General features: G+C 55.9%; 20 protein-coding genes and 3 tRNA genes. 14 read left to right on the top strand and 9 right to left on the bottom strand.

What is annotated here, in order from left to right; translation table 11 throughout:
* Positions 1–14 precede the first annotated feature (14 nt).
* The 3 genes from ptrA to recD are packed head-to-tail and all read left to right on the top strand — an operon-like array spanning position 15 to position 8283.
* Positions 15–2912 (top strand): pitrilysin, encoded by a 2898-nt coding sequence (gene ptrA / locus NQH49_RS15315; protein WP_256697255.1) that lies wholly within the window; start codon positions 15–17, stop codon positions 2910–2912.
* Positions 2909–6448 (top strand): exodeoxyribonuclease V subunit beta, encoded by a 3540-nt coding sequence (gene recB / locus NQH49_RS15310; protein ID WP_256697253.1) that lies wholly within the window; start codon positions 2909–2911, stop codon positions 6446–6448. Before ptrA ends, recB begins: the two co-directional genes overlap by 4 nt.
* Positions 6445–8283, top strand: coding sequence for an exodeoxyribonuclease V subunit alpha (recD, locus tag NQH49_RS15305; protein WP_256697252.1), 1839 nt, complete (start codon positions 6445–6447; stop codon positions 8281–8283). Before recB ends, recD begins: the two co-directional genes overlap by 4 nt.
* A gap of 122 nt (positions 8284–8405) precedes the next feature.
* Here the strand turns inward: recD and argA are convergent, their stop codons facing one another.
* Positions 8406–9734 (bottom strand): amino-acid N-acetyltransferase, encoded by a 1329-nt coding sequence (gene argA / locus NQH49_RS15300; RefSeq protein WP_007891884.1) that lies wholly within the window; start codon positions 9732–9734, stop codon positions 8406–8408.
* Positions 9735–9967: 233 nt separating this feature from the next.
* Between argA and amiC the strand changes: the two genes are divergently transcribed.
* Positions 9968–11203 (top strand): N-acetylmuramoyl-L-alanine amidase AmiC, encoded by a 1236-nt coding sequence (gene amiC / locus NQH49_RS15295; protein WP_256697250.1) that lies wholly within the window; start codon positions 9968–9970, stop codon positions 11201–11203.
* A 72-nt stretch (positions 11204–11275) separates the two neighbouring features.
* On the opposite strand, the gene NQH49_RS15290 is transcribed toward amiC, so the two are convergent.
* The 3 genes from NQH49_RS15290 to NQH49_RS15280 form a co-directional block, all read right to left on the bottom strand.
* Positions 11276–11352, bottom strand: a tRNA-Met gene (locus NQH49_RS15290).
* A 51-nt stretch (positions 11353–11403) separates the two neighbouring features.
* Positions 11404–11480: transfer RNA gene (locus tag NQH49_RS15285), tRNA-Met, on the bottom strand.
* Positions 11481–11533: 53 nt separating this feature from the next.
* Positions 11534–11610, bottom strand: a tRNA-Met gene (locus NQH49_RS15280).
* A gap of 204 nt (positions 11611–11814) precedes the next feature.
* Between NQH49_RS15280 and mltA the strand changes: the two genes are divergently transcribed.
* Together mltA and tcdA are read left to right on the top strand one after the other, a co-directional pair.
* Positions 11815–12963: a murein transglycosylase A gene (gene mltA / locus NQH49_RS15275; protein ID WP_256697249.1), complete on the top strand. Its 1149-nt coding sequence runs from the start codon at positions 11815–11817 to the stop codon at positions 12961–12963.
* Between the two features lie 28 nt (positions 12964–12991).
* Positions 12992–13798, top strand: coding sequence for a tRNA cyclic N6-threonylcarbamoyladenosine(37) synthase TcdA (gene tcdA / locus NQH49_RS15270; RefSeq protein ID WP_101762004.1), 807 nt, complete (start codon positions 12992–12994; stop codon positions 13796–13798).
* On the opposite strand, the gene csdE is transcribed toward tcdA, so the two are convergent.
* Both csdE and csdA read right to left on the bottom strand, forming a co-directional pair.
* Positions 13786–14241, bottom strand: a complete 456-nt coding sequence (csdE, locus tag NQH49_RS15265) for a cysteine desulfurase sulfur acceptor subunit CsdE (RefSeq protein WP_256697248.1) — start codon at positions 14239–14241, stop codon at positions 13786–13788. The two genes, tcdA and csdE, sit on opposite strands and share 13 nt — an antisense overlap.
* 4 nt (positions 14242–14245) lie before the next feature.
* Positions 14246–15451: a cysteine desulfurase CsdA gene (gene csdA, locus NQH49_RS15260; protein WP_256697247.1), complete on the bottom strand. Its 1206-nt coding sequence runs from the start codon at positions 15449–15451 to the stop codon at positions 14246–14248.
* Positions 15452–15657: 206 nt separating this feature from the next.
* Here csdA and NQH49_RS15255 point away from each other — a divergent pair, with 206 nt between their 5' ends.
* The 4 genes from NQH49_RS15255 (at position 15658) to rlmM (ending at position 18671) form a co-directional block, all read left to right on the top strand.
* Positions 15658–15882 carry a YgdI/YgdR family lipoprotein gene (locus NQH49_RS15255; RefSeq protein ID WP_008109575.1) on the top strand — a complete coding sequence of 75 codons (225 nt, stop codon included), beginning with the start codon at positions 15658–15660 and terminating at the stop codon, positions 15880–15882.
* 333 nt (positions 15883–16215) lie between these two features.
* Positions 16216–17133 carry a transcriptional regulator GcvA gene (locus NQH49_RS15250; RefSeq protein ID WP_008109573.1) on the top strand — a complete coding sequence of 306 codons (918 nt, stop codon included), beginning with the start codon at positions 16216–16218 and terminating at the stop codon, positions 17131–17133.
* 49 nt (positions 17134–17182) lie between these two features.
* Positions 17183–17578, top strand: a complete 396-nt coding sequence (locus NQH49_RS15245) for a DUF423 domain-containing protein (protein WP_008109570.1) — start codon at positions 17183–17185, stop codon at positions 17576–17578.
* Positions 17571–18671 carry a 23S rRNA (cytidine(2498)-2'-O)-methyltransferase RlmM gene (gene rlmM / locus NQH49_RS15240; protein ID WP_061719908.1) on the top strand — a complete coding sequence of 367 codons (1101 nt, stop codon included), beginning with the start codon at positions 17571–17573 and terminating at the stop codon, positions 18669–18671. Before NQH49_RS15245 ends, rlmM begins: the two co-directional genes overlap by 8 nt.
* A gap of 191 nt (positions 18672–18862) precedes the next feature.
* Here rlmM and xni read toward each other — a convergent pair whose 3' ends face one another.
* The 3 genes from xni to queF all read right to left on the bottom strand — a co-directional run bounded on the left by xni (position 18863) and on the right by queF (position 22052).
* Complete coding sequence (xni, locus tag NQH49_RS15235; RefSeq protein ID WP_256697246.1) at positions 18863–19621, bottom strand: flap endonuclease Xni; 759 nt, start codon at positions 19619–19621, stop codon at positions 18863–18865.
* Positions 19622–19659: 38 nt separating this feature from the next.
* Positions 19660–21024, bottom strand: coding sequence for a nucleotide 5'-monophosphate nucleosidase PpnN (ppnN, locus tag NQH49_RS15230; protein WP_256697245.1), 1365 nt, complete (start codon positions 21022–21024; stop codon positions 19660–19662).
* 182 nt (positions 21025–21206) lie between these two features.
* On the bottom strand, positions 21207–22052 hold the full coding sequence (gene queF, locus NQH49_RS15225) for an NADPH-dependent 7-cyano-7-deazaguanine reductase QueF (RefSeq protein WP_256697244.1): 846 nt from the start codon (positions 22050–22052) through the stop codon (positions 21207–21209).
* Between the two features lie 62 nt (positions 22053–22114).
* Between queF and syd the strand changes: the two genes are divergently transcribed.
* The 4 genes from syd (at position 22115) to NQH49_RS15205 (ending at position 24818) form a co-directional block, all read left to right on the top strand.
* Positions 22115–22663 carry a SecY-interacting protein gene (syd, locus tag NQH49_RS15220; RefSeq protein WP_256697243.1) on the top strand — a complete coding sequence of 183 codons (549 nt, stop codon included), beginning with the start codon at positions 22115–22117 and terminating at the stop codon, positions 22661–22663.
* A gap of 590 nt (positions 22664–23253) precedes the next feature.
* Positions 23254–23580: a YqcC family protein gene (locus tag NQH49_RS15215; protein ID WP_256697242.1), complete on the top strand. Its 327-nt coding sequence runs from the start codon at positions 23254–23256 to the stop codon at positions 23578–23580.
* Positions 23580–24359 carry a tRNA pseudouridine(65) synthase TruC gene (gene truC / locus NQH49_RS15210; RefSeq protein ID WP_256697241.1) on the top strand — a complete coding sequence of 260 codons (780 nt, stop codon included), beginning with the start codon at positions 23580–23582 and terminating at the stop codon, positions 24357–24359. The genes NQH49_RS15215 and truC overlap by 1 nt, the downstream gene beginning before the upstream one ends.
* Positions 24360–24371: 12 nt before the next feature.
* The gene (locus NQH49_RS15205; RefSeq protein ID WP_256697240.1) at positions 24372–24818 is read left to right on the top strand and encodes a flavodoxin; all 447 of its coding nucleotides are present in this window, start codon (positions 24372–24374) and stop codon (positions 24816–24818) included.
* Position 24819: the final 1 nt, after the last annotated feature.

Here is a 24819-nt window from a genome sequence, read left to right as displayed (position 1 = left end):
CGTAAGGGGTTTAAATGCGGATTTACGCACGCTGGATTGGAGCGCTGCTGCTGAGCACGTTAGCGCTGAATGCCTTTGCCGATACCGATCGCGGCTGGCAACCCATCAATGACACCATTCGTAAAAGCGATCACGATCCACGCAGTTACCAGGCGATTACATTAAACAACGGCATGACCGTGCTGCTGGTCTCGGATGCCGAAGCGCCTAAATCACTGGCGGCGCTGACCTTACCGATTGGTTCGCTGGACGATCCTAATCAGCAACTGGGTTTGGCGCACTATCTCGAACACATGGTGTTGATGGGATCAAAGCGTTATCCGCAGCCTGATAATCTCGCCGAATTCCTGAAAAAGAATGGCGGCAGCCACAATGCCAGCACCGCGTCGTATCGCACGGCGTTCTATCTGGAAGTGGAAAACAGTGCGCTGCAGCCAGCAGTCGATCGTCTGGCTGATGCGATTGCTGAACCGTTGCTCGATCCGGTTAATGCCGACCGTGAGCGCCATGCGGTCAACGCAGAACTGACCATGGCTCGCTCACGCGATGGCTTGCGCATGGCGCAGGTGGGCGCAGAAACCCTCAATCCCGCGCATCCGGGCTCGCGCTATTCCGGCGGCAACCTCGATACGTTGAGCGACAAGCCGGACAGCAAATTGCATCAGGCGCTGACCGACTTTTATCACAGCCATTATTCCGCCAATCTGATGAAGGCGGTGATCTACAGCAACAAACCGCTACCCGAGATGGCCGACATTGCGGCAAAAACCTTTGGTCGTGTGGCTAATCATCAGACCACCGTGCCAGAGATTGACGTGCCGGTGGTGACCGACGCGCAGAAGGGCATCATTATCCATTACGTGCCCGCGCAGCCGCGCAAGCAGTTAAAAATTGAGTTCCGTATCCCGAACAACAGCGGCCAGTTCCGCAGTAAAACCGATACGCTGATCAGCTACATTCTCAGCAATCGCAGTAAAAACACCCTCAACGACTGGCTGCAAAAACAGGGGCTGGCGGATGGCGTCAGCGCCGGTGCTGACCCAATGACCGAGCGCAATAGCGGCGTCTTCGCTATCAGCGTTTCGTTAACCGACAAAGGTCTTGCGCAGCGCGATGAAGTGGTCGCTGCGGTGTTTAATTACCTCGATATGCTGCGCAGCAAAGGCATCAGTAAAGCGTACTTCGATGAAGTCTCCCACGTGCTGGCGCTGGATTTCCGTTATCCATCGATTACCCGCGATATGGATTACATTGAGTGGCTGGTGGATACCATGCTGCGGGTGCCGGTTGAACACACGCTGGATGCGCCGTATCTGGCCGATCAGTTCGATCCCGCCGCAATCAAAACGCGTCTCGATGAGATGACGCCGCAGAACGCGCGTATCTGGTACATCAGCCCGCAGGAGCCGCATAACAAAGAGGCCTACTTTGTGAATGCGCCCTATCAGGTGGACAAAATCAGCGAGGCCCAGTTCAGCGACTGGCAGCAACGCGCCGCACAGCTCCAGCTGTCGATGCCCACGCTGAATCCCTACATTCCGTCGGATTTTTCCATCATTCCTGCCGATGGCAAAACCTACGATCATCCGGTCGCACTGACCAATGGCGACAGCATGCGTATTTACTGGATGCCAAGTCAGCTGTTTGCCAGCGAACCGAAAGCCGCTATCACCCTGGCGCTGCGTAACAAATCCGCGATTAGCGATGCGCGCCAGCAGGTGCTGTTTGGCTTGAATGACTATCTCTCTAGCCTGGCGCTGGATGAACTGAATTCGCAAGCCTCGATTGGCGGCATCAGTTTCTCCACCGGGGAAGATGATGGCATCGTGTTTAGCGCCAGCGGTTTTACCCAACGTCTTCCGGAATTGCTAAAGAAGCTGGTGGAAGGTTACGCCACCTTTACGCCGGATCAGCAGCAGCTGGAGCAGGCCAAATCCTGGTATCTGGATCGACTGGAGGCGGCAGAGAAGGGCAAAGCGTTTGAACAGGCGATTCAGCCGATGCAGATGTTGTCGCAGCTGCCTTACACCCAGCGTGAAACGCGCCGCAAACTGGTGAAGGACATCACGCTGAAAGAGGTCACCGATTACCGCGATGCGCTGATTCATCATGCAACGCCGGAAATGATGGTGGTGGGCAATCTCTCTGCCGATCGCGTGAAACAGCTCGGCGATGAGCTGCAGCAGCAGTTGCAGAGCGATGGTCACGGCTACTGGCACAGTGATTATGTGTCGGTGGATAAAGCGATCAAGGCCAACCTGCAAAAAGCCGGCAGTAGCACCGATTCGGCGCTGGCCGCGCTGTATGTGCCGTTGGGCTTCAGCGAATATCAAAGCATGGCCAACAGCACCATGCTGAGCCAGATCGTCCAACCCTGGTTCTACAACCAGTTGCGTACCGAAGAGCAGCTCGGCTACGCGGTGTTTGCGTATCAGATGCCGATTGGTCGCCAATGGGGCATCGGTTTCCTGCTGCAAAGTAACAGCAAGCAGCCGACGTTTTTACTGCAACGCTTCCAGGCGTTTTATCCGCAGGCGGAACAGCGTCTGCGCAGCATGAAAGCGGAAGATTTTGCCCAGTATCAGCAGGCGCTAATTAACGATATGAAGCAGCGCCCGCAAACGCTGGATGAAGAGGCGAACCGCTTTAACCGTGACTTTAAACGTCAGAACTTTGCTTTCGATACGCGTGAAAAAGCGATTGAGCAAATCCAGCAGCTAACACCAGCTGGTCTGGCCGACTTCTTCCATCAGGCGGTATTAGCACAAACAGGCATGGCGATGATTTCTCAGATTGGCGGCAGCCATGATGGCGCGACCAAAGATGACTACGCACAGCTGCCGGGCTGGACCACATGGGATGAGGTCCAGAAACTGCAGCAATCCTTGCCCGTGAAGAGTGACGCGCAATGAGTCTGCTACCTGAATCGCTCAATCCTCTGACGCTGCCGCTGCGCGGTGAGCGTCTGATTGAGGCCTCCGCAGGGACCGGTAAAACCTTTACCATCGGGCTGCTCTATCTGCGGCTGCTGCTGGGATTGGGCGGACAACATGCTTATTCGCGTCCGCTGTCGGTCGAAGAGATTCTGGTGGTGACCTTTACCGAGGCCGCTACCGCTGAACTGCGCGGGCGTATTCGCGCCAACATCCACGAGCTGCGGTTAGCCTGCCTGCGCGGCATTAGCAGCAATCCGATGCTGATGCAGCTGCTGCAAGAGATCCCGCAACCCGCCGATGCCGCCTCGCTGCTGCTGGCCGCCGAACGTCAGATGGATGAAGCCGCCATTTTCACCATTCACGGCTTCTGCCAGCGCATGCTGAATCTCAACGCCTTTGAGTCCGGCATGCTGTTTGAACAACAGCTGATTGAGGATGAACAGCTGCTGCTGCGCCAGGCGACCGCCGATTTCTGGCGTCGTCACTGCTATCCGCTGACGCTGGATGTTGCGCGGGTAATTGTCAGTGAATGGAGCGGCCCAGAGCAGTTGCTTTCCACTTTGCGTCCGTGGTTGCAGGGCGAATCGCCCAGCCTGCTTCTGCCGCCTGCTGACAGTGAAACTCTGGCTTCGCGCCACAGCGAAAACCTGGCGCGTATCGCCGCCATGAAAGCGCAATGGCTGGCGGTGGGTGAAGAGGTGCTGACGCTGGTGGGGCAATCTGATGTGGATAAGCGCAGCTACAGCAGCAAAAATTTGCCGGTCTGGGTCAACAAAGTCAGCTCCTGGGCGCAGAGCGAAACGCGTGATTATCAGGTGCCTGCCGAACTGGCGCGCTTCGGTCAGCGCATGCTTGAAGAGAAGACCAAAAAGGGCAATCCGCCGCATCACACCCTGTTTGACGCCATCGACAGTTTCCTTGCCCAGCCGCTGTCGCTGCGCGATCTGGTGATTGCGCGCGCGCTGGTAGAGGTGCGCGCTGCGGTGCGCAAAGAGAAACGTCAGCAGGCGCTGTTAGGCTTTGATGATTTGCTGAGCCGCCTCGACGAAGCCCTGCAACAGCCGAGCGGTGAGCAGCTGGCTCAGGCGATTCGCCAGCGTTTCCCGGTGGCACTGATAGATGAGTTTCAGGACACCGATCCGCTGCAATACCGCATCTTCCGCACGCTTTACATCAATCAGCCAGCGCATGCGCTGCTGCTGATTGGCGATCCCAAACAGGCGATTTACGCGTTTCGTGGCGCGGATATTTTTACCTATATCCGCGCGCGCAGCGAAGTCAGTGCGCACTACACGCTGGACACCAACTGGCGCTCGTCGCCAGCGATGGTTAACAGCGTTAATCAACTGTTTGCACGCCTCGACGCGCCCTTCCTGTTTGCGGAGATCCCGTTCCAGCCGGTGCAGTTCGCACCACCAAACCAGCCGTTGTCTCTTAGCATCGATCAGGTTGAGCAAGCGGCGTTACGCTTCTGGCTACAACCAGGCGAAGGCTGCAGCGTTGGCGATTATCAGCAACGTATGGCGCAGCAGTGTGCAGCCGATATTAGTCGCTGGTTGCAGGCCGGGCAGCAGCAGCGCGCGATGCTGGGCAAAGCGCCCACTTTGCGGCCGGTACAAGCCTCTGACATCACCGTGCTGGTGCGCAGCCGTAACGAAGCCAACCTGATTCGCGAAGCACTCAATCTGCTGGGCATTCCATCGGTTTACCTGTCGAATCGCGACAGCGTTTACACCACGCCGGAAGCGCGTGAGCTGTTATGGCTGTTGCAGGCAGTACTGGCGCCGGAGCAGGAGCGTATGCTGCGCACCGCGCTGGCAACCTCGCTGTTTGCTTTTGATGCCTCGCAGCTGGATGCGCTGGATCAGGATGCGCGCGGTTGGGATGAACTGGTGGATACCTTTGCCCGCTGGCAGCTGGTGTGGCAGCAGCGTGGCGTCTTGCCGATGCTGCGCGAAATGATGCTGGAGCGCCAGCTGGCGGAAAATCTGCTGGCCTCGGAGAACGGTGAGCGTCGTCTGACAGATTTACTGCATCTGGGCGAACTGCTGCAGGAAGCGGCTGCACAACTGGATAGCCCGCATGCGCTGGTGCGCCATCTGGCACAGCAGATCGCGCGTCCGGACAGCCAGTCTGCCAGCCAGCAGCTGCGTCTGGAGAGCGATCGCCATCTGGTGCAGATCGTCACCATCCACAAATCTAAAGGCCTGCAATATCCGTTAGTGTGGCTGCCGTTTGCCGCCGGTTTCCGCGAGGCCGATACCGCGCTCTATCACGATCGTGAGAACTTTGACGCGGTGCTGGATCTGCAAGCCGACGAGGAGAGTCTGGCGCTGGCCGAACAGGAGCGTCTGGCGGAGGATTTACGCCTGCTTTACGTGGCATTGACCCGTTCGATCTATCACTGCAGCGTCGGCGTGGCACCGCTGTTTCGCGGCACACGCAAGAAAGAGGGCGAGAGCGATTTGCATAAAAGCGCGCTCGGTTTTCTGTTGCAGCGCGGCGAAGCGGCGACGGCCGAACAGCTCGGTGCGTTACTGCATGACATGGACGCGGCGGGCACCGATGTGGTGCTGGCAGAAGATATGCAAGCCGAGCGCTGGCAGGTTGAGGCTATCGCCGATAGCGAATTGGGCGCGCGATCCGTAACGCGCGTGCTGGCCGATCCGTGGCGCGTCACCAGTTACTCCGGTTTGCAGCAGCACAGTGCTCATCGTCTGCTTGAGGTGATGCCGAATTTTGATGTCGAAGCGGCAGGCGAAGAGGAGCGTGAAGAGGAAGAGGAAGCAGCGCTCACGCCACATCATTTCCCGCGCGGTGCTGCGCCGGGAACATTTTTACACGAGCTGTTCGAATCGCTGGATTTCCCGCAGCCGCCTTCTGAAGAGAAGCTGGCGCAACATCTGCAGCAAAACGGCTATCCGCTGCACTGGCAGCCGATGCTCAGCGCGTGGATTACGCGTGTATTGAGCACGCCGCTCAACGCGCAGGGCATTCATCTGGCACAGGTGCAGAGCAGCGATCGTTTGGTAGAGATGGCGTTCTATCTACCGATTGACAACGTGCTGACCGCGCACGAACTGAGCGCGTTAATTTCTCAGGATGCGTTATCGGCACAGGCTCCGCCGCTCGATTTTCGTCAGGTGCAGGGCATGCTGAAAGGCTTTATCGATCTGGTTTTCCGCTGGCAGGGCAAATATTACCTGCTGGATTATAAATCCAACTGGCTCGGCGACAGCCATGAGGCTTACACGCCGCAGGCCATGGCGCAGGCGATGATCGACCACCGCTACGATTTGCAGTACCAACTCTACACGCTGGCGCTGCACCGCTATTTACAACATCGCGTGCCGGATTACGATTATGAGCAGCATTTCGGCGGTGTGTTTTATCTGTTCCTGCGTGGCATGGACGGCAGTTCGCCAGACAACGGTGTGTTCCACACCCGCCCGACTTTCGATTTTGTTTCACAACTGGATAGCCTGTTTCGCGGGCCGGGAGCGACAGCATGAGCGGTATGACCGCGCTTTTAGCACAGGCGGCTGAGCTGCGTTTGCTGCGCTCGCTGGATGTCCAGTTCGCTCAACTGCTGGCCGACGACGAGCAACCGGCGCGTTTGCTGCTGGCAGCGTGCCTCAGCGCGGAGGCGGGAGATGGGCATGTCTGTTTGCCGTTATCACAGCTAAGCCGTGACAACCTGTTTAAAGGGCGTCATGCGGAGCTGGCGCAGGCCATCTGGCAAGCGGCAGGCGAACCGCAGGATTGGGCTGCAATTTTAAGCGGCTGGTCGGCGCTGAGTCGCAGCGAGCAAGCAGCGCCCATCGTGCTGAGCGAAGATCGTCTCTATCTGCATCGTCTTTGGCACAACGAAGGGCAGGTGGCGCGTTTCTTCCAGACTCAACCAACATCACAAGCTTTTGCGGCTGAAGAGGTGCGGCTAGTGCTGGATCAGCTGTTTGGCATCGAGCCGGATAACTGGCAGAAGATTGCGGCTGCGGTGGCGCTGACGCAGAAAACTGCGGTGATCTCGGGCGGTCCCGGCACCGGCAAAACCACCACGGTGGCAAAACTGCTGGCGGCGCTGATCCGTCTCAGTGAAGGCGCGTTACGTATTCAGTTGGCTGCACCAACCGGTAAAGCGGCGGCGCGTCTCACCGAATCGCTGGGCAAGGCGCTGCAAAAGCTGCCGGTGAGCGAGGCGGAGCGGCAGCGCTTTCCAGCCGATGCCACCACGCTGCACCGCTTGTTAGGCGCGCAGCCGGAAACGCAGCGCCTGCGCTATCACGCCGGGAATCCGCTGCATCTGGATGTGCTGGTGGTGGATGAAGCCTCAATGGTCGATCTCGGCATGATGGCGAACCTGATTGCGGCATTGCCAGCGCAGGCGCGCGTGATATTTCTTGGCGATCGCGATCAGCTGGCGTCGGTGGAAGCGGGCGCGGTGCTCGGTGACATCTGTCGTTGTGCCGAAGCCGGATACAGCCCGATGCGTGCTGCGCAGCTGAGTGCGCTCACCGGCAGTGAAGTAGCGGGTAACGATGACAGCAGCGCGCCCGCCGTGCGCGACGCGATTTGCCTGCTGCGTAAAAGCTACCGCTTTGACGCCAACTCCGGCATTGGCCAACTGGCCGCAGCGGTTAACGCCGGTGATGTAAAGGCGGTTGAAGCTGTGTTCCAGGCCGGTTTCAGCGATATCACCCGTCAACCTTTACAGGATGCGGATGCGTATCAGGCGATGCTGACGGAGATTGCTGCCGGTTATCAGCCATTCCTGAAACTCATTAGCCAACGCGCTGATCCTGCAGAGATTATCGCGGCATTTGGCCGATATCAGCTGCTGTGCGCGCTGCGTGAAGGGCCGTTTGGCGTGCAGGGATTGAACCAGCGTATTGAGCAGAAGCTGATGCAGCTGCAGCTGATTCGTCGTCCAACCGGCGGCAGTCGCTGGTATCAGGGACGTCCGGTGATGGTGACGCGCAACGACAGCGCGCTGGGCCTGTTTAACGGCGATATCGGCATTACGCTGTTTGATGAGGAAGGTCTGCTGAAAGTGTTCTTCCCGTTGCCGGATGGCAGCATTAAAGCGGTGCAGCCGAGCCGATTGCCGACGCACGATACCGCGTGGGCGATGACGGTACATAAATCGCAGGGTTCGGAGTTTGATCATACGGCGCTGGTGATGCCGGCGCAGTTTCTGCCGGTGTTAACGCGCGAACTGATTTACACCGCGATTACCCGCGCACGTAAGCAGCTGACGTTGTATAGCGATGACAGCGTGTTCCGCCGTGCTGTGCAGTTGCGTACCCAGCGACGCAGCGGATTGCTGGAGCGGTTGAGCGGGGAGTAAAGCTGGTGCGGTGATGGACAAGGTCGGCATTAATGCCGACCCTACGGGAATGGTTTCGTATGGCCGATATGAACGGTTTTAGTAGGGTCGCCATTTATGGCGACCAATCACACCAACCGCACTTAACCCAAATCCGCCATCAGCACTTTTGAACGGCGCTGATAGTTATACATCTGCTTCTTGCTCTCAGGCAGCGACTCAATATCCACCGGCGTAAAGCCACGCTCCTGGAACCAATGAATGCTGCGCGTGGTTAACACAAACAGCTTCTTCAGCCCCATCTGACGCGCCTGTAACGCCACGCGATCCAGCAGCAGCTCACCCCGCGACGAACTACGGTAATCCGGATGCACTGCCACACAAGCCATCTCGCCAATCTGCTCATCCGGGAACGGATAGAGCGCGGCGCAGGCGATGGTCAGGTTATCGCGCTGAATAATGGTGAACTTATCAATCTCCATCTCCAGCTGCTCGCGGGAACGACGCACTAAAATCCCTTGCTGCTCCAGCGGGCGAATCAGCTCAAGAATACCGCCGATATCGTTGATGTTGGCGCGACGAATCTGCTCGGCTGACTCCATCACAATCTGGGTACCGATACCGTCGCGCGAGAACAGTTCTTGCAGCAACGCACCATCTTCCTGATAGCTGATTAAGTGACTGCGACGCACGCCGCTGCGGCAGGCTTTTACCGCACCACGCAAGAAACGCACGGTGCCAGAAAGGAAATCGCCATCGCTTTCCATCTCGTCAATGCGCGCCTGGGCTTCGTTCGGGAACAGTTCAGAAATAATCGCGCCTTCGCGATTGGTCACGCCCTGTTCAGAGCAGAAACCAATCATCTTCTCGGCTTTCAATTTGATCGCCAGCTGCGTCGCCACTTCTTCTGACGTCAGGTTAAAACTCTCACCGGTCACAGAAACCGCCACCGGACCGAGCAGTACAATCGCGTCGTTGTCCAGCTGACGATGAATCGCTTCCTCATCAATACGACGAATACGGCCGCTATGGCAGTAATCAACACCATCATCCACGCCGAGCGGCTGCGCGATAATGAAGTTGCCGCTCACCACATTAATGTGCGCACCTTGCAGCGGCGTGTTGTTGAGGCTCATCGACAGACGCGCGGTGATATCCAGCTGTAAACGACCTGCGGCTTGCTTCACCAGCTCAAGGGACTGCGCATCGGTCACGCGGGTGTGTTTGTGGTAAATCGGTTCCAGCTGTTGCTGGGCCATGCTGGCGTCAATTTGCGGACGCGCACCATAAACCACCACTAAGCGAATGCCGAGGCTATGCAGCAGACCGATATCATTAACGATGCTTGAGAAGTTCTCATGCTCGATGGCCTCGCCACCCAACATGATGACAAAGGTCTTGTCACGATGGGTATTTATATAGGGAACGGTATGGCGAAAACCCTGAACCAGTTCTGTACTGCGTTCCTTCACGGCAAAGCCCTCTGTGCATGTTTATTCGTAATTTTCGTATTTTTATGCTCTTTTGCCCCTTATTGCAAGCGTCGGGGCTGACGTTACTTTACGATTTTCCTGATGCAACACGCGCTAACAGCCTGCATTATCTGGGTTTTCCGGCAAGACAAGACAATTCTCATCGAACAAAGTTTTCACTTTCTTGCCATCAAGTGACGATTTTTTAGACATAACACAGCAGTTGGAGCGGCATGTCCGAAGCTTTTACACGAAGACGATTATTACAGGGCGCAGGCGCACTATTAATGCTAAGCGTTACGCGCACCGGGCTGGCTGCCAGCCAGCGTATTGTGGCGGTGCGCATCTGGCCATCATCGACTTACTCCCGCGTTACACTGGAATCAAACGTTCCCCTAAAGTACAAGCAGTTCACGCTGAGTAATCCCGATCGTCTGGTTATCGATATCGAAAATATGCACATCAATCCGGTTCTGAAAGGGGTCGATAAGCTGGTGCGCGTAGACGATCCCTTTATTAAAACCGCACGCGTGGGCCAGTTTGATGCCAATACGGTGCGGCTGGTGCTGGAACTGAAGCGCAGCACGGCACCTAAGACCTTCACCCTGGCGCCGGTGGCGGGCATCAAGCATCGCTTAGTGGTCGATCTCTATCCTAATCAGCAATCACGGGAAGAGGATCCGCTACTGGCATTACTGCAGGATTACAATCAGGGTGATCTTGAGCGCGATCAGCCGGTGCAGGCGGCGCTACCGGGGAAAGCAGGGCGCGATCGACCGATTATCATCATGATCGATCCTGGACATGGCGGTGAAGATCCCGGCGCGCATGGCAAATACAAAACGCGCGAGAAGGATATCGTGTTGAAAATCGGTCGCTATCTGAAGGCGCTGATCGATAAAGAGCGCAACATGAAAGCCTACATGACGCGCAATGAGGATGTGTTCATCCCGCTGCGTGTGCGCGTGGCGAAAGCGCGAAAGCAGCGCGCGGATCTGTTTATCTCGATCCACGCCGATGCCTTCACCAGCCGGGCCGCGCGTGGTTCGTCGGTGTTTGCGCTTTCAACCAGCGGCGCAACTTCAGCGGCGGCGCGCTTCCTCGCGCAAACGCAGAATGATGCCGATTTGATTGGCGGCGTCAGCATGAGCGGCGATCGCTATCTCGACCACACCATGTTCGACATGGTGCAGCGGCAGACCATCAGCGACAGCCTGAAGTTTGGTAAAGAGGTGCTGTCACGCATGGGACATATCAACCACCTGCACAAGCGCACGGTCGATCAGGCGGGATTCGCAGTGTTGAAAGCACCGGATATTCCTTCGATACTGGTGGAAACCGCGTTTATCAGTAATGTCGAAGAGGAGCGCAAGCTGCGCACGGCGCGCTATCAGCATCAGGTGGCTGAGGCGATTCTGCATGGGATTAAGGCGTATTTTAATAAGGGTGCGGCGCTGGCGCATCGCTGAGGAGGGCGGCAGCAATGCCGCTTTTTCCGGACGGCAGAAACAAAAAAACACCCGTTAAGGTGTTTAAATGATTGGTTGCGGGGGCCGGATTTGAACCGACGACCTTCGGGTTATGAGCCCGACGAGCTACCAGGCTGCTCCACCCCGCGTCCGTCTGTCGCGTTAAGCGACTTTTCACATTGTATTCTTCTTAAGACAATTGGTTGCGGGGGCCGGATTTGAACCGACGACCTTCGGGTTATGAGCCCGACGAGCTACCAGGCTGCTCCACCCCGCGTCCGACTGACGCGTTACACGACACTTCACATTGTCTCTTCATTTAAGAAGAATTGGTTGCGGGGGCCGGATTTGAACCGACGACCTTCGGGTTATGAGCCCGACGAGCTACCAGGCTGCTCCACCCCGCGTCCGTGGATGCGCACTATACTCTGGACGCGCGGCGATGCAACCCCTTTTTGAGACAAAACGCTAAATTTACAGTCAGTTGATGAATAAACTCGCCATTGGGTGAATTATTGTACAGATGTGAGCGTGACCGCTTAGGGCAGATTTCAATCTCTCTGTCCCTTTGCTATCTTCGCCGGGCAAACAATCGATAAAAAGAGAAGGTTATGAAAGGACATTGGGCGAAGTATGCACTTACTGGCGCATTTATCGCGCTGTTAGCGGGCTGTAGTTCCAAACCGACCGACCGCGGTCAACAATATATTGATGGCAAGCTGGAGCAACCGCTCGGGCTGGTCAATCAGCCGAATGCCAAAGGGCGTCCGGTGAACGGTAAAGACTTTGGCGATCAGGTGGTGCAGATTCAAACCGCCTCTTCTGGCCTGTTTGGGCGCAACAACGGCACCTACAGCGCAGTGCAAAACTGGCTGCTGTCCGGCGCCGATACGCGTCAGCTTAATCAGTTTGGTTTGAATGCCTACCAGATGGAAGGCACCGACAATTACGGTAACGTGCAATTCACCGGCTACTACACGCCGGTCGTGGAAGCGCGTTATACCCGTCAGGGCGAGTTCCAGTATCCGATTTATCGTATGCCGCCGCGTCCGCGCGGACAGAAGCTGCCGAGTCGCGCTTCTATATATAGCGGCGGGCTCGACGATCGCTACATCATTGCTTACAGCAACTCGCTGATCGATAACTTCATGATGGATGTGCAGGGCAGCGGCTACGTTGATTTTGGCGATGGCCGTCCGCTGCGCTTCTTTGGCTACGGCGGCAAAAATGGCTGGGCTTACCACAGCATTGGTAAAGAGCTGATCGATCGCGGTGAAGTGAAGCGCGAAGATATGTCGATGCAGGCGATTCGCCAGTGGGCGCAAGAGCATTCGCCACAGGAAGTGCGTTCGGTGCTGGAAACCAATCAATCCTTCGTCTTCTTTAAACCGGAAGAGTATGTGCCGGTGCGCGGTGCCAGCGCGGTACCGCTAATTGCCAAAGCCTCTGTTGCCTCCGATCGTTCACTGATTCCAGCCGGAACCGTGCTGTTGGCGGAAGTGCCGCAGCTGAACGAGAAGGGCAAGTTCAATGGCAAATATGAGATGCGCCTGATGGTGGCGTTGGACGTGGGCGGCGCGATTAAAGGCCAGCACTTCGATATCTATCAGGGCGTTGGCCCCGATGCGGCGCATCTGGCCGGTTTCTACAACCACTATGGCCGCGTCTGGGTATTGAAAGCCGCGCCGGGCACCGGTCAGCCGATGTTCAGCAACCCACAAAATGGCAACAACGGTTCGCTGCTGTTAGGTTCTAATTAATGTCCCGTTTTAGCGGAAAGGTTTGGTTATGACAGTAGTCAGCGACGCCTGGCGACAACGTTTTGGCGGCACGGCGCGTCTTTATGGGCAGGACGCGCTACAGCGTTTTGCCGACGCGCATTTTTGCGTGATTGGTATTGGGGGGGTGGGATCGTGGGCGGCGGAAGCGTTAGCGCGCACCGGCATCGGTAAAATCACCCTGATTGATATGGACGATGTCTGTATCACCAATACCAACCGCCAGATTCATGCGCTGCAGGGCAAAGTGGGCCAGGCGAAAACCGAAGTGATGGCGGAACGTATGCGCGCCATCAATCCGGAATGCGAAGTGATCTGTATTGATGACTTCATCACGCCGGAGAATACCGCCGAACTGTTATCAGCGGGGTTTGACTACGTGATTGATGCGATTGATAGCGTGCGGCCCAAAGCTGCGTTGATTGCCTGGTGTCGTCGCAACAAGATCCCGCTGATTACCACCGGCGGCGCGGGCGGCCAGATCGATCCCACACAGATCCAGGTTAGCGATCTGGCGAAAACCATTCAGGATCCGCTGGCGGCTAAGCTGCGTGAGAGATTGAAAGGGGATTTCGGCGTGGTGAAGAACAGCAAAGGCAAGCTCGGCATCGACTGCGTGTTCTCAACGGAAGCACTGATGTATCCGCAGCCGGACGGCAGCGTGTGCACTTCACGCTCCACCGCCGAAGGGCCGAAACGGATGGATTGTGCCGCCGGATTCGGCGCGGCGACCATGGTGACCGCCACTTTCGGGTTTGTGGCGGTTTCTCACGCGTTGAAGAAGTTTCTGGCGAAAGCGGCGCGTCAAACGGCCTGAGTGTGCTGACGTGCAGCGCGTTGCACCGCATCCGCCAGCGCCTGTAAGCCGCTGCTGCGCGACGCACTCAGCTGCGCACGCAGCCCTAACGTATCAAACAACGCCAGCGGATCTTGCTGTAGCAAGTCGGCTGGCGTTTTGCCTTCCACCGCCGTCAGTAACACCGCCAGCAATCCACGCACGATGCGTCCTTCACTGTCGCCATAAAAGTGCAGCGTGCCGTCGTTCAACAGCTGGCAGCTGAGCCACACGCGATTTTCACAGCCTGTAAGCTCGATATCCGCCGTCTTTAGCTCTTCGGCTAACGCAGGCAGCTGGCGGCTGAGCTGGATCAACTGACGATAGCGATCTTCCCACTGATGAAAATAGCTGAATTTTTCCGTCAGGCTGGCGGCGGTAATCAGATCGCCGAACGGATGCGGGGCGAGCAGGGTTGATGTCATGGGCTTATTCACTCAGTAAATCGACGGCATGGCGCATGGCGCGCACCAGCGCATCCACGTCCTGCAAATTATTATAGGGGGCGAACGAGACACGCAGCGTGCCGGTAACGCCAAGCGCCGCCATCAGCGGCTGCGCGCAGTGCTGTCCGGCGCGTAATGCGATGCCGTGCTCGGCGAGCAGCGTGACGATGTCGCTGTGATGAATGCCGGCAATATCAAACGCCAGCAGGCTGGCATTGCCACAGCGGAAGCTGCGGAAACCGGCGATGTCGCTCAGCTGCTCTTCAGCGAGGCTGGCCAGCTGCTGGCTCCACATTTCGGCTTTTTTGCCATCATGTTGCGCCAGCCACTCCAGCGCGGCACTCAAACCCACCACGCCCGCAACGTTGGGCGTTCCGGCCTCAAAACGCCACGGTACTGGCTGCGGCGTGAAACCGTTAAAATCGACCTGCGTCAGCATTTTGCCGCCGCCTTGCCATGGATCCATCGCTTCCAGCAATTCCGCCTTACCATACAGCACGCCAATGCCCATTGGGCCGTAAAGTTTATGGCCGGAAAAAGCATAGAAATCAATATCCAGCGCCTGCACATCCGGCGGACAATGCACCACGCCTTGTGCGCCATCTACCATCACTTTGGCGCCGACGTCATGGGCTAAACGGATCGCCTGCGCCAGATCCGGACAGCCGCCGGTGACGTTCGACATCTGGCCAACGGCTAACAATCGGGTGCGTGAATTGAGCAATGCCGGCAACTGCGCGATATCCGGTAGACGATCGGCGCCCAGCGGCCATTTCACTACTTTCGCGCCCGCCGCTTTTGCCACCATTAGCCACGGCACCAGATTGGCGTGATGTTCGGCTTCGCTAACTACGATTTCATCGCCAGCCTGCAGTCGCGGCGCCAGCCAGCTGTTCGCCACCAGATTGATCGCTTCGGTGGTACCGCGCGTCCAGACAATCTGCCGATCGTCCGCAGCATTGAGCCAGCGCGCCACTAAACCGCGCGCCTGTTCGTACTTTTCGGTTAATGCGCGAGCGGCAGCGAACTGGCTACGATGCACGGTGCCCGCGCTTAAGCTGTAGAACTGTGCCGTTGCGTCGATCACCGCCTGCGGCTTGAGCGCAGTGGCCGCGCTATCGAGGTAGATACCGGCATCGCTCATTGCGGGGAACTGCTGGCGGAAGGCGCCTGGGGAAAAAATGGTCATACTCAGCCCACTGTTAATCATATTAGGACCAGGCTGAAAGCTGGCCCGTTGCCTGGCAAAGCTGGAAAAGCGCGTTATGCTAATTATTGCAAGGTTTGAACCGAAACCCGCATAACGCGTCGCTATTCACAGTCGATTTCACTGGCGCTACCTTTGGTGAGCGCATGCGGGTGGTTTAATGCAATCAATCTGCAAGGAGAAATAAGATGAATAAACTCACCGCAGTGCTGGCCGTATGTACTCTGGCCTTTACCCTGTCCGCATGTTCCAGCAATTACGTGATGCACACTAATGATGGTCGCACCATCGTCGCCGACGGCAAACCTAAAGTTGATGATGAAACCGGTATGATCAGCTATCAGGATGCCAATGGCAACAAGCAGCAGATTAACCGCTCTGACGTTAAAGAGATGGTAGAGATGGGGCAGTAATTAGGCAAAAAAAAGCACCGCAATTTGCGGTGCTATTTAAAATCACTATGGACAGACAGGGTAAATCTACAGGAATTAAAAGCTTGATCTGCAAGCGGCAGATCAAAATGCAAACACAACATCACGACCACAAGCCAAAAGCTCTCCAAAAGTCTGCGATCTCTCGCACGTTTCCAGAAATCTTTTCGTTCCGGCTCAGGAAGTGCGGCAACTATAGGTATTTGCTGGAGCTTCCTCAACGGACAAATTATAATGTCTCGGATTAAAAAAACTAATACGTAGCGACTTTGTATAAGTTGAAGTATTACCTTGTCAATCCGGATACGGAAAACCATGTCTAAACGCCTTCCGCCGCTCAATGCTTTACGCGTCTTCGATGCTGCTGCCCGTCATTTAAGCTTCACCAAAGCCGCTGAAGAGCTGTTTGTTACCCAGGCTGCTGTCAGCCATCAGATCAAATCTCTGGAAGATTTCTTAGGTTTAAAGCTGTTTCGCCGGAGGAATCGTTCGCTTTTACTGACAGAAGAAGGTCAAAGCTACTATTTAGACATCAAGGAGATTTTCTCCGCCCTAAACGATGCGACACGTAAGTTGCAGGCGCGCAGCGCCAAAGGTGCACTTACCGTCAGTTTGCTGCCGAGTTTCGCCATTCAGTGGCTGGTGCCTCGCCTTTCCAGCTTTAATATGGCTTATCCGGGCATCGACGTGCGTATCCAGGCGGTGGACCGTGATGAGGAGAAACTGGCGGATGATGTTGACGTGGCGATTTTCTACGGTCGCGGCAATTGGCCAGGTCTGCGGGTTGAGAAATTGTATGCCGAATATTTGCTGCCGGTCTGCTCACCAATGTTGCTGACCGGCGACAATCCGCTCAAATCACCGGCTGATTTGGCGCACTGCACGCTGCTGCATGATGCATCGCGCCGCGACTGGCAATCTTATACGCGCCAGCTGGGATTGCAGCACATTAATGTGCAACAGGGCCCGATCTTCAGCCACAGCGCGATGGTGCTGCAGGCGGCGATACATGGTCAGGGCGTGGCGCTGGCAAATAATGTGATGGCGCAGAGTGAGATTGAAGCTGGTCGTCTGGTGTGTCCTTTTAATGACGTATTAGTCAGTAAAAATGCTTTTTATCTGGTTTGTCATGACAGCCAGGCAGAACTGGGTAAAATAGCCGCCTTTCGTCAGTGGATCCTGGAAAAAGCGGCCAATGAACAAGAAAAATTCCGTTTTCGCTACGATCACTAATGCATCGATGGCTGCACAGTGATGTGCGCATTACCTTGAGGATTCTTTGATGTCCAGTCGTGCCATGTTTGTTTTTGCTGCTATCAGTGGATTTTTACTGGTGGCGTTTGGTGCTTTCGGGGCGCATGTGCTGAGCAAATCGCTCGGCCCGGCCGAAATGGCGTGGATACATACCGGCCTCGAATATCAGGCGTATCACACGCTGGCGGTGATCGGCTTGGGTGCCGCCATGCTGCGCCGCGCCAATATCTGGTTTTACTGGAGTAGCGCTGCGATGGCGCTCGGTACCGTGTTGTTCAGTGGCAGCCTCTATTGTCTGGCGCTGTCGCACATGAAGTTTTGGGTTTTTGTTACGCCAGTGGGCGGCTTGTGCTTCCTTATTGGCTGGTTCTTGATGTTGATTGGCGCACTGCGTCTGAAACGAAAGGCAGATCGCCATGAATAAAGTTTTACTCTATTGCCGTCCGGGATTTGAGAAAGAGTGCGCGGCAGAAATCAGCGCGAAAGCAGCTGAGCGCGAGATTTACGGCTTCCCGCGCGTCAAAGATGACTCGGGTTACGTGCTGTATGAGTGCTATCAGCAGGAAGACGCTGAAAAGCTGATCCAAACGCTGCCGTTTGCCGAGCTGATCTTTGCGCGTCAGATGCTGGTGGTGGGAGAGCTGCTGCGCGATCTGCCGCCAGAAGATCGCATCACGCCGATTGTCGGCATGCTGACCGGTGTGGTGGAGAAGGGCGGTGAACTGCGCGTTGAAGTGCCGGATACCAATGAAGCGAAAGAGCTCACCAAGTTCTGCCGTAAATTAACTGTGCCGCTGCGTGCCAGCCTGCGTGAAAGCAAAATCCTGCTTAATTACGAAACGCCGAAGCGTCCGGTGGTGCATGTGTTCTTTATTGCGCCGGGCACCTGCTACGTTGGCTATTCGCTGCCGGAAAACAACTCACCATTCTACATGGGCATCCCGCGCCTGAAGTTCCCGTCCGATGCGCCGAGCCGTTCCACGCTCAAGCTGGAAGAGGCCTTCCACGTGTTTGTGCCGGCGGATGAGTGGGATGAGCGTTTAGCCAGCGGCATGTACGCCGTCGATCTTGGCGCTTGCCCCGGCGGCTGGACCTATCAGCTGGTGAAACGCAGCATGTGGGTATTTGCGGTGGATAACGGTCCGATGGCGCCAAGCCTGATGGATACCGGACAAGTCACGCACTGCCGCGAAGATGGTTTTAAATTCCGTCCGCCGCGTACCAATATCAGCTGGCTGGTGTGCGACATGGTGGAAAAACCGGTGCGCGTAGCGAGCCTGATGACCGAATGGCTGGTGAATGGCTGGTGCCGTGAAGCGATCTTCAACCTTAAGCTGCCCATGAAAAAGCGCTACGAAGAAGTGACGCAGAACCTGGCGATGATTGATGACGCGCTGAAAGCGCAGGGCATAAATGCCCAGATTCAGGCACGTCAGCTCTATCACGACCGCGAAGAGGTCACCGTTCACGTACGCCGGTTGTGGGCGGCAGTTGGCGGCCGTCGCGACGAGCGCTAGTCCTGCTTCATACTTTGCACTACAGCGGTCCTGCTTCATACTTTGCACTACAGCGGCGTTGGCTGCGTTTGCTCGCCCCGGTCACATACTGATGTATGCTCCCGGGGACTCGCGCACTTGCCGCCTTGCTGTAGCACAAATTATTTCGCAGGATATGATGTGTTTTGTAGGGTCGCCATTTATGGTGACCGCTATTTTGTATGATATCTCAATGTATTGAGATTGCCCTGTAAAACCAAATCCCGTTTTAACGTCGAGACCTTGCGGCAGATTTCTGCCATCTCCCGCTGTTCCTGCAATTTCCCCTGCCACTTGCTCGGCACCTGATCCCATTGCTGATAAATCGCATCCAGCGAACCAAACTGCATTAACAGCTCACGGGCGCTTTTCGGGCCAATGCCGGGTACGCCGGGAATTTTACTGCTGCTGATACCGCACAATCCCCAGTAATCAGGCAACTGCGCGGGCGTTACGCCAAACTCTTGCTCGATAAATGGCACATCCAGCCAGCGCTTCTGGAAATAGTCGCGAATACGAATGTTGGGTGCCAGCAGCTGGCAATAACCTTTATCGGTCGAGACAATGGTTGCTTGATGACCGGCGTCAGCCATTTTCACCGCCAGCGTGGCGGCGAGATCATCGGCTTCGTCTAAATCGGCCACCCAACAGCTGACGCCTGCTGCGCGGAAGGCGTCCTGCAGCGCGGGCATCTCCAGATGCAAATCTTCCGGCATCGGCGGACGGCCCGCTTTGTAATCCGGCAAAAGTTGATGGCGCCAACCGGGCTGACGCTCATGGCTATCAAACACCGCCACCACGTGCGTGGGCTGGGTATGTCCTAATAACTGATGCAAGGCGGCAACACAGCTGTCGCGGCACGGCGATCCCTGAACGGCGTGCAGACGGCGAATCAGATTGAGTGCATCAATGATAAGAAGATGAAACGACATAGCGATAGTGGCAGCCCGCAGGCTGCCTTCCTGATGGGTTATTTGATGATTTCGTAGCAAGGGATGTAGGCGCTGCCCGGCAGCTTCATGCGCTGCTGTGCGACAAAGCCTTGCAACAGCTCATCCATGCGGTGCATGAGATTGGCATCGCCGTGCAGCTTATATGGACCTTTCTCGCGAATTTCACGAATCCCGATCTCTTTAACGTTACCCGCGACAATGCCGGAGAAAGCGCGACGCAGATCCGCTGCCAACAGCTCGGCAGGCTGATCCGGAAACAGCTTCAGGTTTGCCATATTCTCGTGCGTCGGCAGGAAGGGCACCTGCAATTCGGGTGCGATACGAATCGACCAGTTAAAGCTGTAGGCATCGCCGGTTTCGCGACGATACTCTTTCACCTGCGGCATGGCTTTCTTCATCAGACGCGCTACTTCAGCGGCATCATCAATGATGATTTTGTAGTGCTTGCGTGCGCCTTCACCCAGCGTGTTAACGATGAAATCATCCAGCACGCGGAAGTAGTCGGCGCTCTCTTTGGGTCCGGTCAGAATCAGCGGAAGTACCTGATCGCTGTTATGCGGATTCATCAAAATACCCAACAGATAGAGCAGCTCTTCCGCTGTGCCTACGCCGCCTGGGAAAATCACGATGCCGTGGGCGATACGCACAAAGGCTTCGAGGCGTTTTTCGATATCCGGCATGATGATCAGCTCATTGACCAGCGGATTCGGTGGCTCTGCGGCAATGATTGACGGTTCGGTCAGGCCGATAAAGCGGCTGTCATGATAGCGCTGCTGCGCATGGCCAACGGCGGCACCTTTCATCGGGGCTTCCATCACGCCAGGCCCGCAACCGGTACAGATGTTGAGTTCGCGCAGGCCCATTTGTGTGCCGACATTGCGGCAATATTGGTATTCCACCGCATTGATCGAGTGACCGCCCCAGCACACCACGGTATTCGGGTACTCACCAATATGGAGCGCACGCGCGTTACGCAGAATCGAAAAAACCTGATTGGTGATATGCGCAGAGTCTTCCGGTTCATCACTCTGGCAGCGTTCGGTGGCCGCCAGTTGTCCGTTCACAAACAGGATGTCGCGCAGCACGGCAAACAGGTTCGCCTGCAGCGAACGAATAATACGGCCATCAACAAACGCCTCTTCCGGCGGGTTGATGAGTTCAAGTTTCACGCCGCGTTCACGGCGCAACACGTTGATATCAAAGTTTTCGAAACGCGAAAGCAATTCCTGGCTGCTGTCGGTTTGGCTGCCGGAATTGAGTACCGCAAGAGAACAGTTACGAAACAGCTGATAAAGGTCGCTGCTGGCGGTGCGCTTCAGCATGTCGACTTCAAGCTGGGAGAGCAGATCCATCGAGCCAAGCGGGCTGATATGTGTAATCAAGAGAACTCCTTTACACGCAAATGCGTGGCTGATGACGCTGCGCTTAACTTATTAACGCAGCGACGAAAATCCCTGGTCGCGCATGCTTCAATCGCGCCTTCAACAGAGTAACGTTGTCCGCCGTGAATGCTCAAGAGGAACCGCGCATCCGTGCAGCGCCCTGCGAGGCGTCTCGCAATCTGTTACTGGCGAACCAGGCGGGAAAAACCGGGAGAGAAGGGCACGTTGCTGCGCCACGGATTGATATCCAGACCGCCGCGCCGCGTGTAACGTGCATAAACGGTTAACGCTTCTGGCTGACAAAAGCACTGAACGTCGTTGAAAATGCGTTCAACGCACTGCTCATGAAACTCATTGTGCTGACGGAATGAGATCAGATAACGCAGCAGCGCTTCACGATCGATACGCGGGCCTTTGTAGCGGATCATTACCGAGCCCCAATCGGGCTGATTGGTGATTAAGCAGTTTGATTTCAGCAGATGGCTAACCAGCGTTTCTTCAACCACCTCGCGGCCAGCAGCCTGCGCCAGATAATCTGCGTTGAAGGCGTAATCGTGGATTTCGATATCTTGCTCATCAATCACTTCGCCATTGAAGTGGCCGATTGGCTGGCCTTCCACTTCGCTAAGACGAAACAGGGCCACGCTGACCTGACCCTTTGCGCAGGCGCTGAGATCGCGCTCCAGCGTCTGGCGCACTTCGCCCCAGTCAGCGAAAACTGTCTGATTAAAACTGTTAAGATAGAGCTTGAAACTCTTCGACTCGATCAGGTTTTGGCTATCGGCGCGCAGCACCACTTCGCCCACCGCGACTTGCGGAACGCCTTTGCTGTTGAGCCAGGAGAGTTCGTATAGCGTCCAGATATCTGCACCAGTAAATGGCAGTGTATCGGGATACAGCCCAAGCGGCTCACGGTTCAGGCTGCGCGGTACGGATTGCAGCAGCGTGTTATCGTAACGATCAACATAAGCCGTGGGCTTACCTAAGGTCAGGCCGCTTAATGCCTGATCCCGGTTTTCAGAAGACATAACGGTTACCACTAAATTTCATCAAAGTGGTTAAGTGTAACCTAACACCTGCGAGAATATGAATGATGCAGCAAACCGTAGATGCTCTGCGTGAGTTTACCGCCCGCTACGTTGAACATTGGCAGCAACAAACCGGACATTTTCCCGCCAGCGCCGATCTGCTTGGCGTTCCTTCAGATTGTATTATCAGCACGCTGGATGACCGCGTGTTGTGGCAGCCGCAGCCGTTTACCTTACCGGCCACGCTTGAAGCGGTGGAGCGCGCACTGGATCTGCAGCTGCAACCGGAAATCAGTGCGTTTTACACCACGCAATTTGCAGGCGATATGACGGCAACCTTAAAGCAGCGGCCGATTACCCTGCTGCAGGTATGGAGCGAAGCGGATTTCACCCGTCTGCAGGAGAACCTGATTGGCCATCTGGTCATGAAGCGCCGCTTAAGACAAGCACCGACCTTGTTTATCGCCACCACCGATTCAGAGAATGATGTGATTGCGCTGTGCAATCTTACCGGTGAGGTCATTCTGGAGGAGCCTGGCACTAAAAAGCGCGAAGTGCTGGCGCCATCCGTTAAGACATTTCTTAATGCATTACAACCGGTTACTCAGTGATTTGCAGATTTTCAGGCTTCGCTTTGTGAGAGATCTCTCACGCCGCGTGTGAGAGATCGCTAGATCATCGTGCAGACTTCTGGAAGCCGTAAATGTAAAAATATTGTGAATCATGAACTTATGGCATCAATCTGAAAATTAAGACAGGGCTTAATCCATTAACGCTTCTTACTGGCTTGTTATTGCGATGGTTTCTGGGAGAATAGTCACCACTGGCAGGATGCTGGGGATTAAGAGACGTTCAGGAGAATGTCAGCCATGAGGCAGGAACGTAACGGAGTTTACGGCACAAGGAAGGCTTCAGGACGAAGCAGGACACTCAGGATTGAGTCAGGGACACCTCCAGGACGGAGAATGAGAGCCACGCGGAATGTGGCGGGCCAGGATGCTAAGGACCAATGTCATGATGACAAGCGACGGAAAGCGCAGGAAAAGTTGTCATGGATGAGCAGGGAGCACAGCAGTAGCTGGAATGCTGCAAACGAAAACCGGGAGCACTGTAATCACAGTGCTCCCTTTTTTTATGCCATTTTTGCGCCGGGCGTGACTGATGGTATGCTTGCCGCCCAATTTTTCTCTGGAGGTGGCGCATGTCGTCGCAAATGATTTTTCAGCGCCTGCAGCAGGTCGAAGCGGTGATGCGCGAACACGGCCATTGGCAGTCACAATCCCCCGAGGCGAACGCCTTCGCCAGTACCGAACCTTTCTGTCTCGATACCATGGAGCCACTGCAGTGGCTGCAATGGGTATTGATGCCGCGCTTTTATGCGCTGCTCGAAAGTGGCGCGCCGTTACCGCAGAATTTCGCTATCGCACCTTATTATGAAGTCGCATTGCCAGACGACACCGCAGGCTATGCGGCGTTATTGCTGACGCTCAACAAATTTGATGCGCTGTTCCAGGAACCTTCCGCCTGATGCTCGAAATCCTTTATCAAGATGAGTGGCTGGTCGCGGTGAATAAGCCAGCCGGTTGGCTGGTGCATCGCAGCTGGCTCGATCGCAATGAAAAAGTGGTAGTGATGCAAACGGTGCGCGACCAGATTGGTCAGCATGTCTTCACCGTGCACCGCCTCGATCGCCCAACGTCTGGCGTGTTGCTGATGGCGTTATCGAGCGAAGTCGCCCATCTACTGGCGCAGCAGTTTGAACAGCATCAGATGCAGAAAACCTATCATGCGGTGCTGCGCGGCTGGCTGGAAGGCGGCGCGACGCTGGATTATCCGCTGGTGGAAGAGCTGGATAAGATTGCCGACAAATTCGCCACTCAAGAACCTGTTGCCCAACCGGCGGTAACGGATTACCAGGCGCTGGCACACGTTGAGATGCCGGTCGCTATCAGCCGTTATGACACCGCGCGCTATACGCTGGTGGAGATGGCGCCGCACACCGGCCGTAAACATCAGCTGCGCCGCCACATGGTGCATCTGCGTCATCCGATTATTGGCGACAGCGCGCACGGCGATCTGCGCCAGAATCGTGGTGCGGCGGCACACTTTGGCCTTAATCGCCTGATGCTGCATGCCAGCGCACTTAGCTTTACCCATCCCGTCACCGGCGCGCCCTTAGTGATTCGCGCCGGGCTGGATCGCGTCTGGCAGCAGATGCTTGAGCAATTTGGCTGGCAGGATCAGATCCCTGATGTTCCTAGGGTTGAGTTTGCCATTGATGCAGTCCAGGATAAGCCAACAGAATAAAGGAGCGGCAAGATGGCAAAGATTGGCATTTTTACAGGTACGGTTTACGGCAATGCGCTGCTGGTGGCTGAAGAAGCACAGACGGTGCTGGAAGAGCAGGGCCACGAGGTGAAGGTGTTTGAAGATCCGTCGATGGCGGATTGGCAGGCATATAGCAAAGAGGTGGTGCTGATTGTCACCTCAACCACTGGCCAGGGCGACTTCCCGGATAACATTGCCCGCCTCTATGTTAAGGTGCGCGATGAGCTGGGTTATCAACCTGAATTGCGTTACGGCGTGATTGGCTTGGGCGATAGCAGCTATGACCATTTCTGCGGTGCCGGTAAAACCTTCGATGCCACTTTGCAGGAGCAGAGCGCACAGCGTATCGGCGAGGTATTGCTGGTGGATGCGACGGAAGATCCTGAGCCAGAATCAGTGACGTCACCTTGGGTGGAGAGCTGGGGTAAGTTGCTGTAAT

This window comes from Pantoea trifolii (assembly GCF_024506435.1).
In the GTDB taxonomy this organism is placed as follows: Bacteria; Pseudomonadota; Gammaproteobacteria; order Enterobacterales; family Enterobacteriaceae; genus Pantoea; species Pantoea trifolii.
This window is presented reverse-complemented; position numbering and strand designations above follow the sequence as displayed.

What these genes read in the sequence shown, in the direction of transcription:
- ptrA (WP_256697255.1), top strand. Translation starts at nt 15, where the DNA reads ATGCGGATTTACGCACGCTGGATTGGAGCGCTGCTGCTGAGCACGTTA.
- recB (WP_256697253.1), top strand. Translation starts at nt 2,909, where the DNA reads ATGAGTCTGCTACCTGAATCGCTCAATCCTCTGACGCTGCCGCTGCGC.
- recD (WP_256697252.1), top strand. Translation starts at nt 6,445, where the DNA reads ATGAGCGGTATGACCGCGCTTTTAGCACAGGCGGCTGAGCTGCGTTTG.
- amiC (WP_256697250.1), top strand. Translation starts at nt 9,968, where the DNA reads ATGTCCGAAGCTTTTACACGAAGACGATTATTACAGGGCGCAGGCGCA.
- mltA (WP_256697249.1), top strand. Translation starts at nt 11,815, where the DNA reads ATGAAAGGACATTGGGCGAAGTATGCACTTACTGGCGCATTTATCGCG.
- tcdA (WP_101762004.1), top strand. Translation starts at nt 12,992, where the DNA reads ATGACAGTAGTCAGCGACGCCTGGCGACAACGTTTTGGCGGCACGGCG.
- csdE (WP_256697248.1), bottom strand. Translation starts at nt 14,241, where the DNA reads ATGACATCAACCCTGCTCGCCCCGCATCCGTTCGGCGATCTGATTACC.
- csdA (WP_256697247.1), bottom strand. Translation starts at nt 15,451, where the DNA reads ATGACCATTTTTTCCCCAGGCGCCTTCCGCCAGCAGTTCCCCGCAATG.
- NQH49_RS15255 (WP_008109575.1), top strand. Translation starts at nt 15,658, where the DNA reads ATGAATAAACTCACCGCAGTGCTGGCCGTATGTACTCTGGCCTTTACC.
- NQH49_RS15250 (WP_008109573.1), top strand. Translation starts at nt 16,216, where the DNA reads ATGTCTAAACGCCTTCCGCCGCTCAATGCTTTACGCGTCTTCGATGCT.
- NQH49_RS15245 (WP_008109570.1), top strand. Translation starts at nt 17,183, where the DNA reads ATGTCCAGTCGTGCCATGTTTGTTTTTGCTGCTATCAGTGGATTTTTA.
- rlmM (WP_061719908.1), top strand. Translation starts at nt 17,571, where the DNA reads ATGAATAAAGTTTTACTCTATTGCCGTCCGGGATTTGAGAAAGAGTGC.
- xni (WP_256697246.1), bottom strand. Translation starts at nt 19,621, where the DNA reads ATGTCGTTTCATCTTCTTATCATTGATGCACTCAATCTGATTCGCCGT.
- queF (WP_256697244.1), bottom strand. Translation starts at nt 22,052, where the DNA reads ATGTCTTCTGAAAACCGGGATCAGGCATTAAGCGGCCTGACCTTAGGT.
- syd (WP_256697243.1), top strand. Translation starts at nt 22,115, where the DNA reads ATGATGCAGCAAACCGTAGATGCTCTGCGTGAGTTTACCGCCCGCTAC.
- NQH49_RS15215 (WP_256697242.1), top strand. Translation starts at nt 23,254, where the DNA reads ATGTCGTCGCAAATGATTTTTCAGCGCCTGCAGCAGGTCGAAGCGGTG.
- truC (WP_256697241.1), top strand. Translation starts at nt 23,580, where the DNA reads ATGCTCGAAATCCTTTATCAAGATGAGTGGCTGGTCGCGGTGAATAAG.
- NQH49_RS15205 (WP_256697240.1), top strand. Translation starts at nt 24,372, where the DNA reads ATGGCAAAGATTGGCATTTTTACAGGTACGGTTTACGGCAATGCGCTG.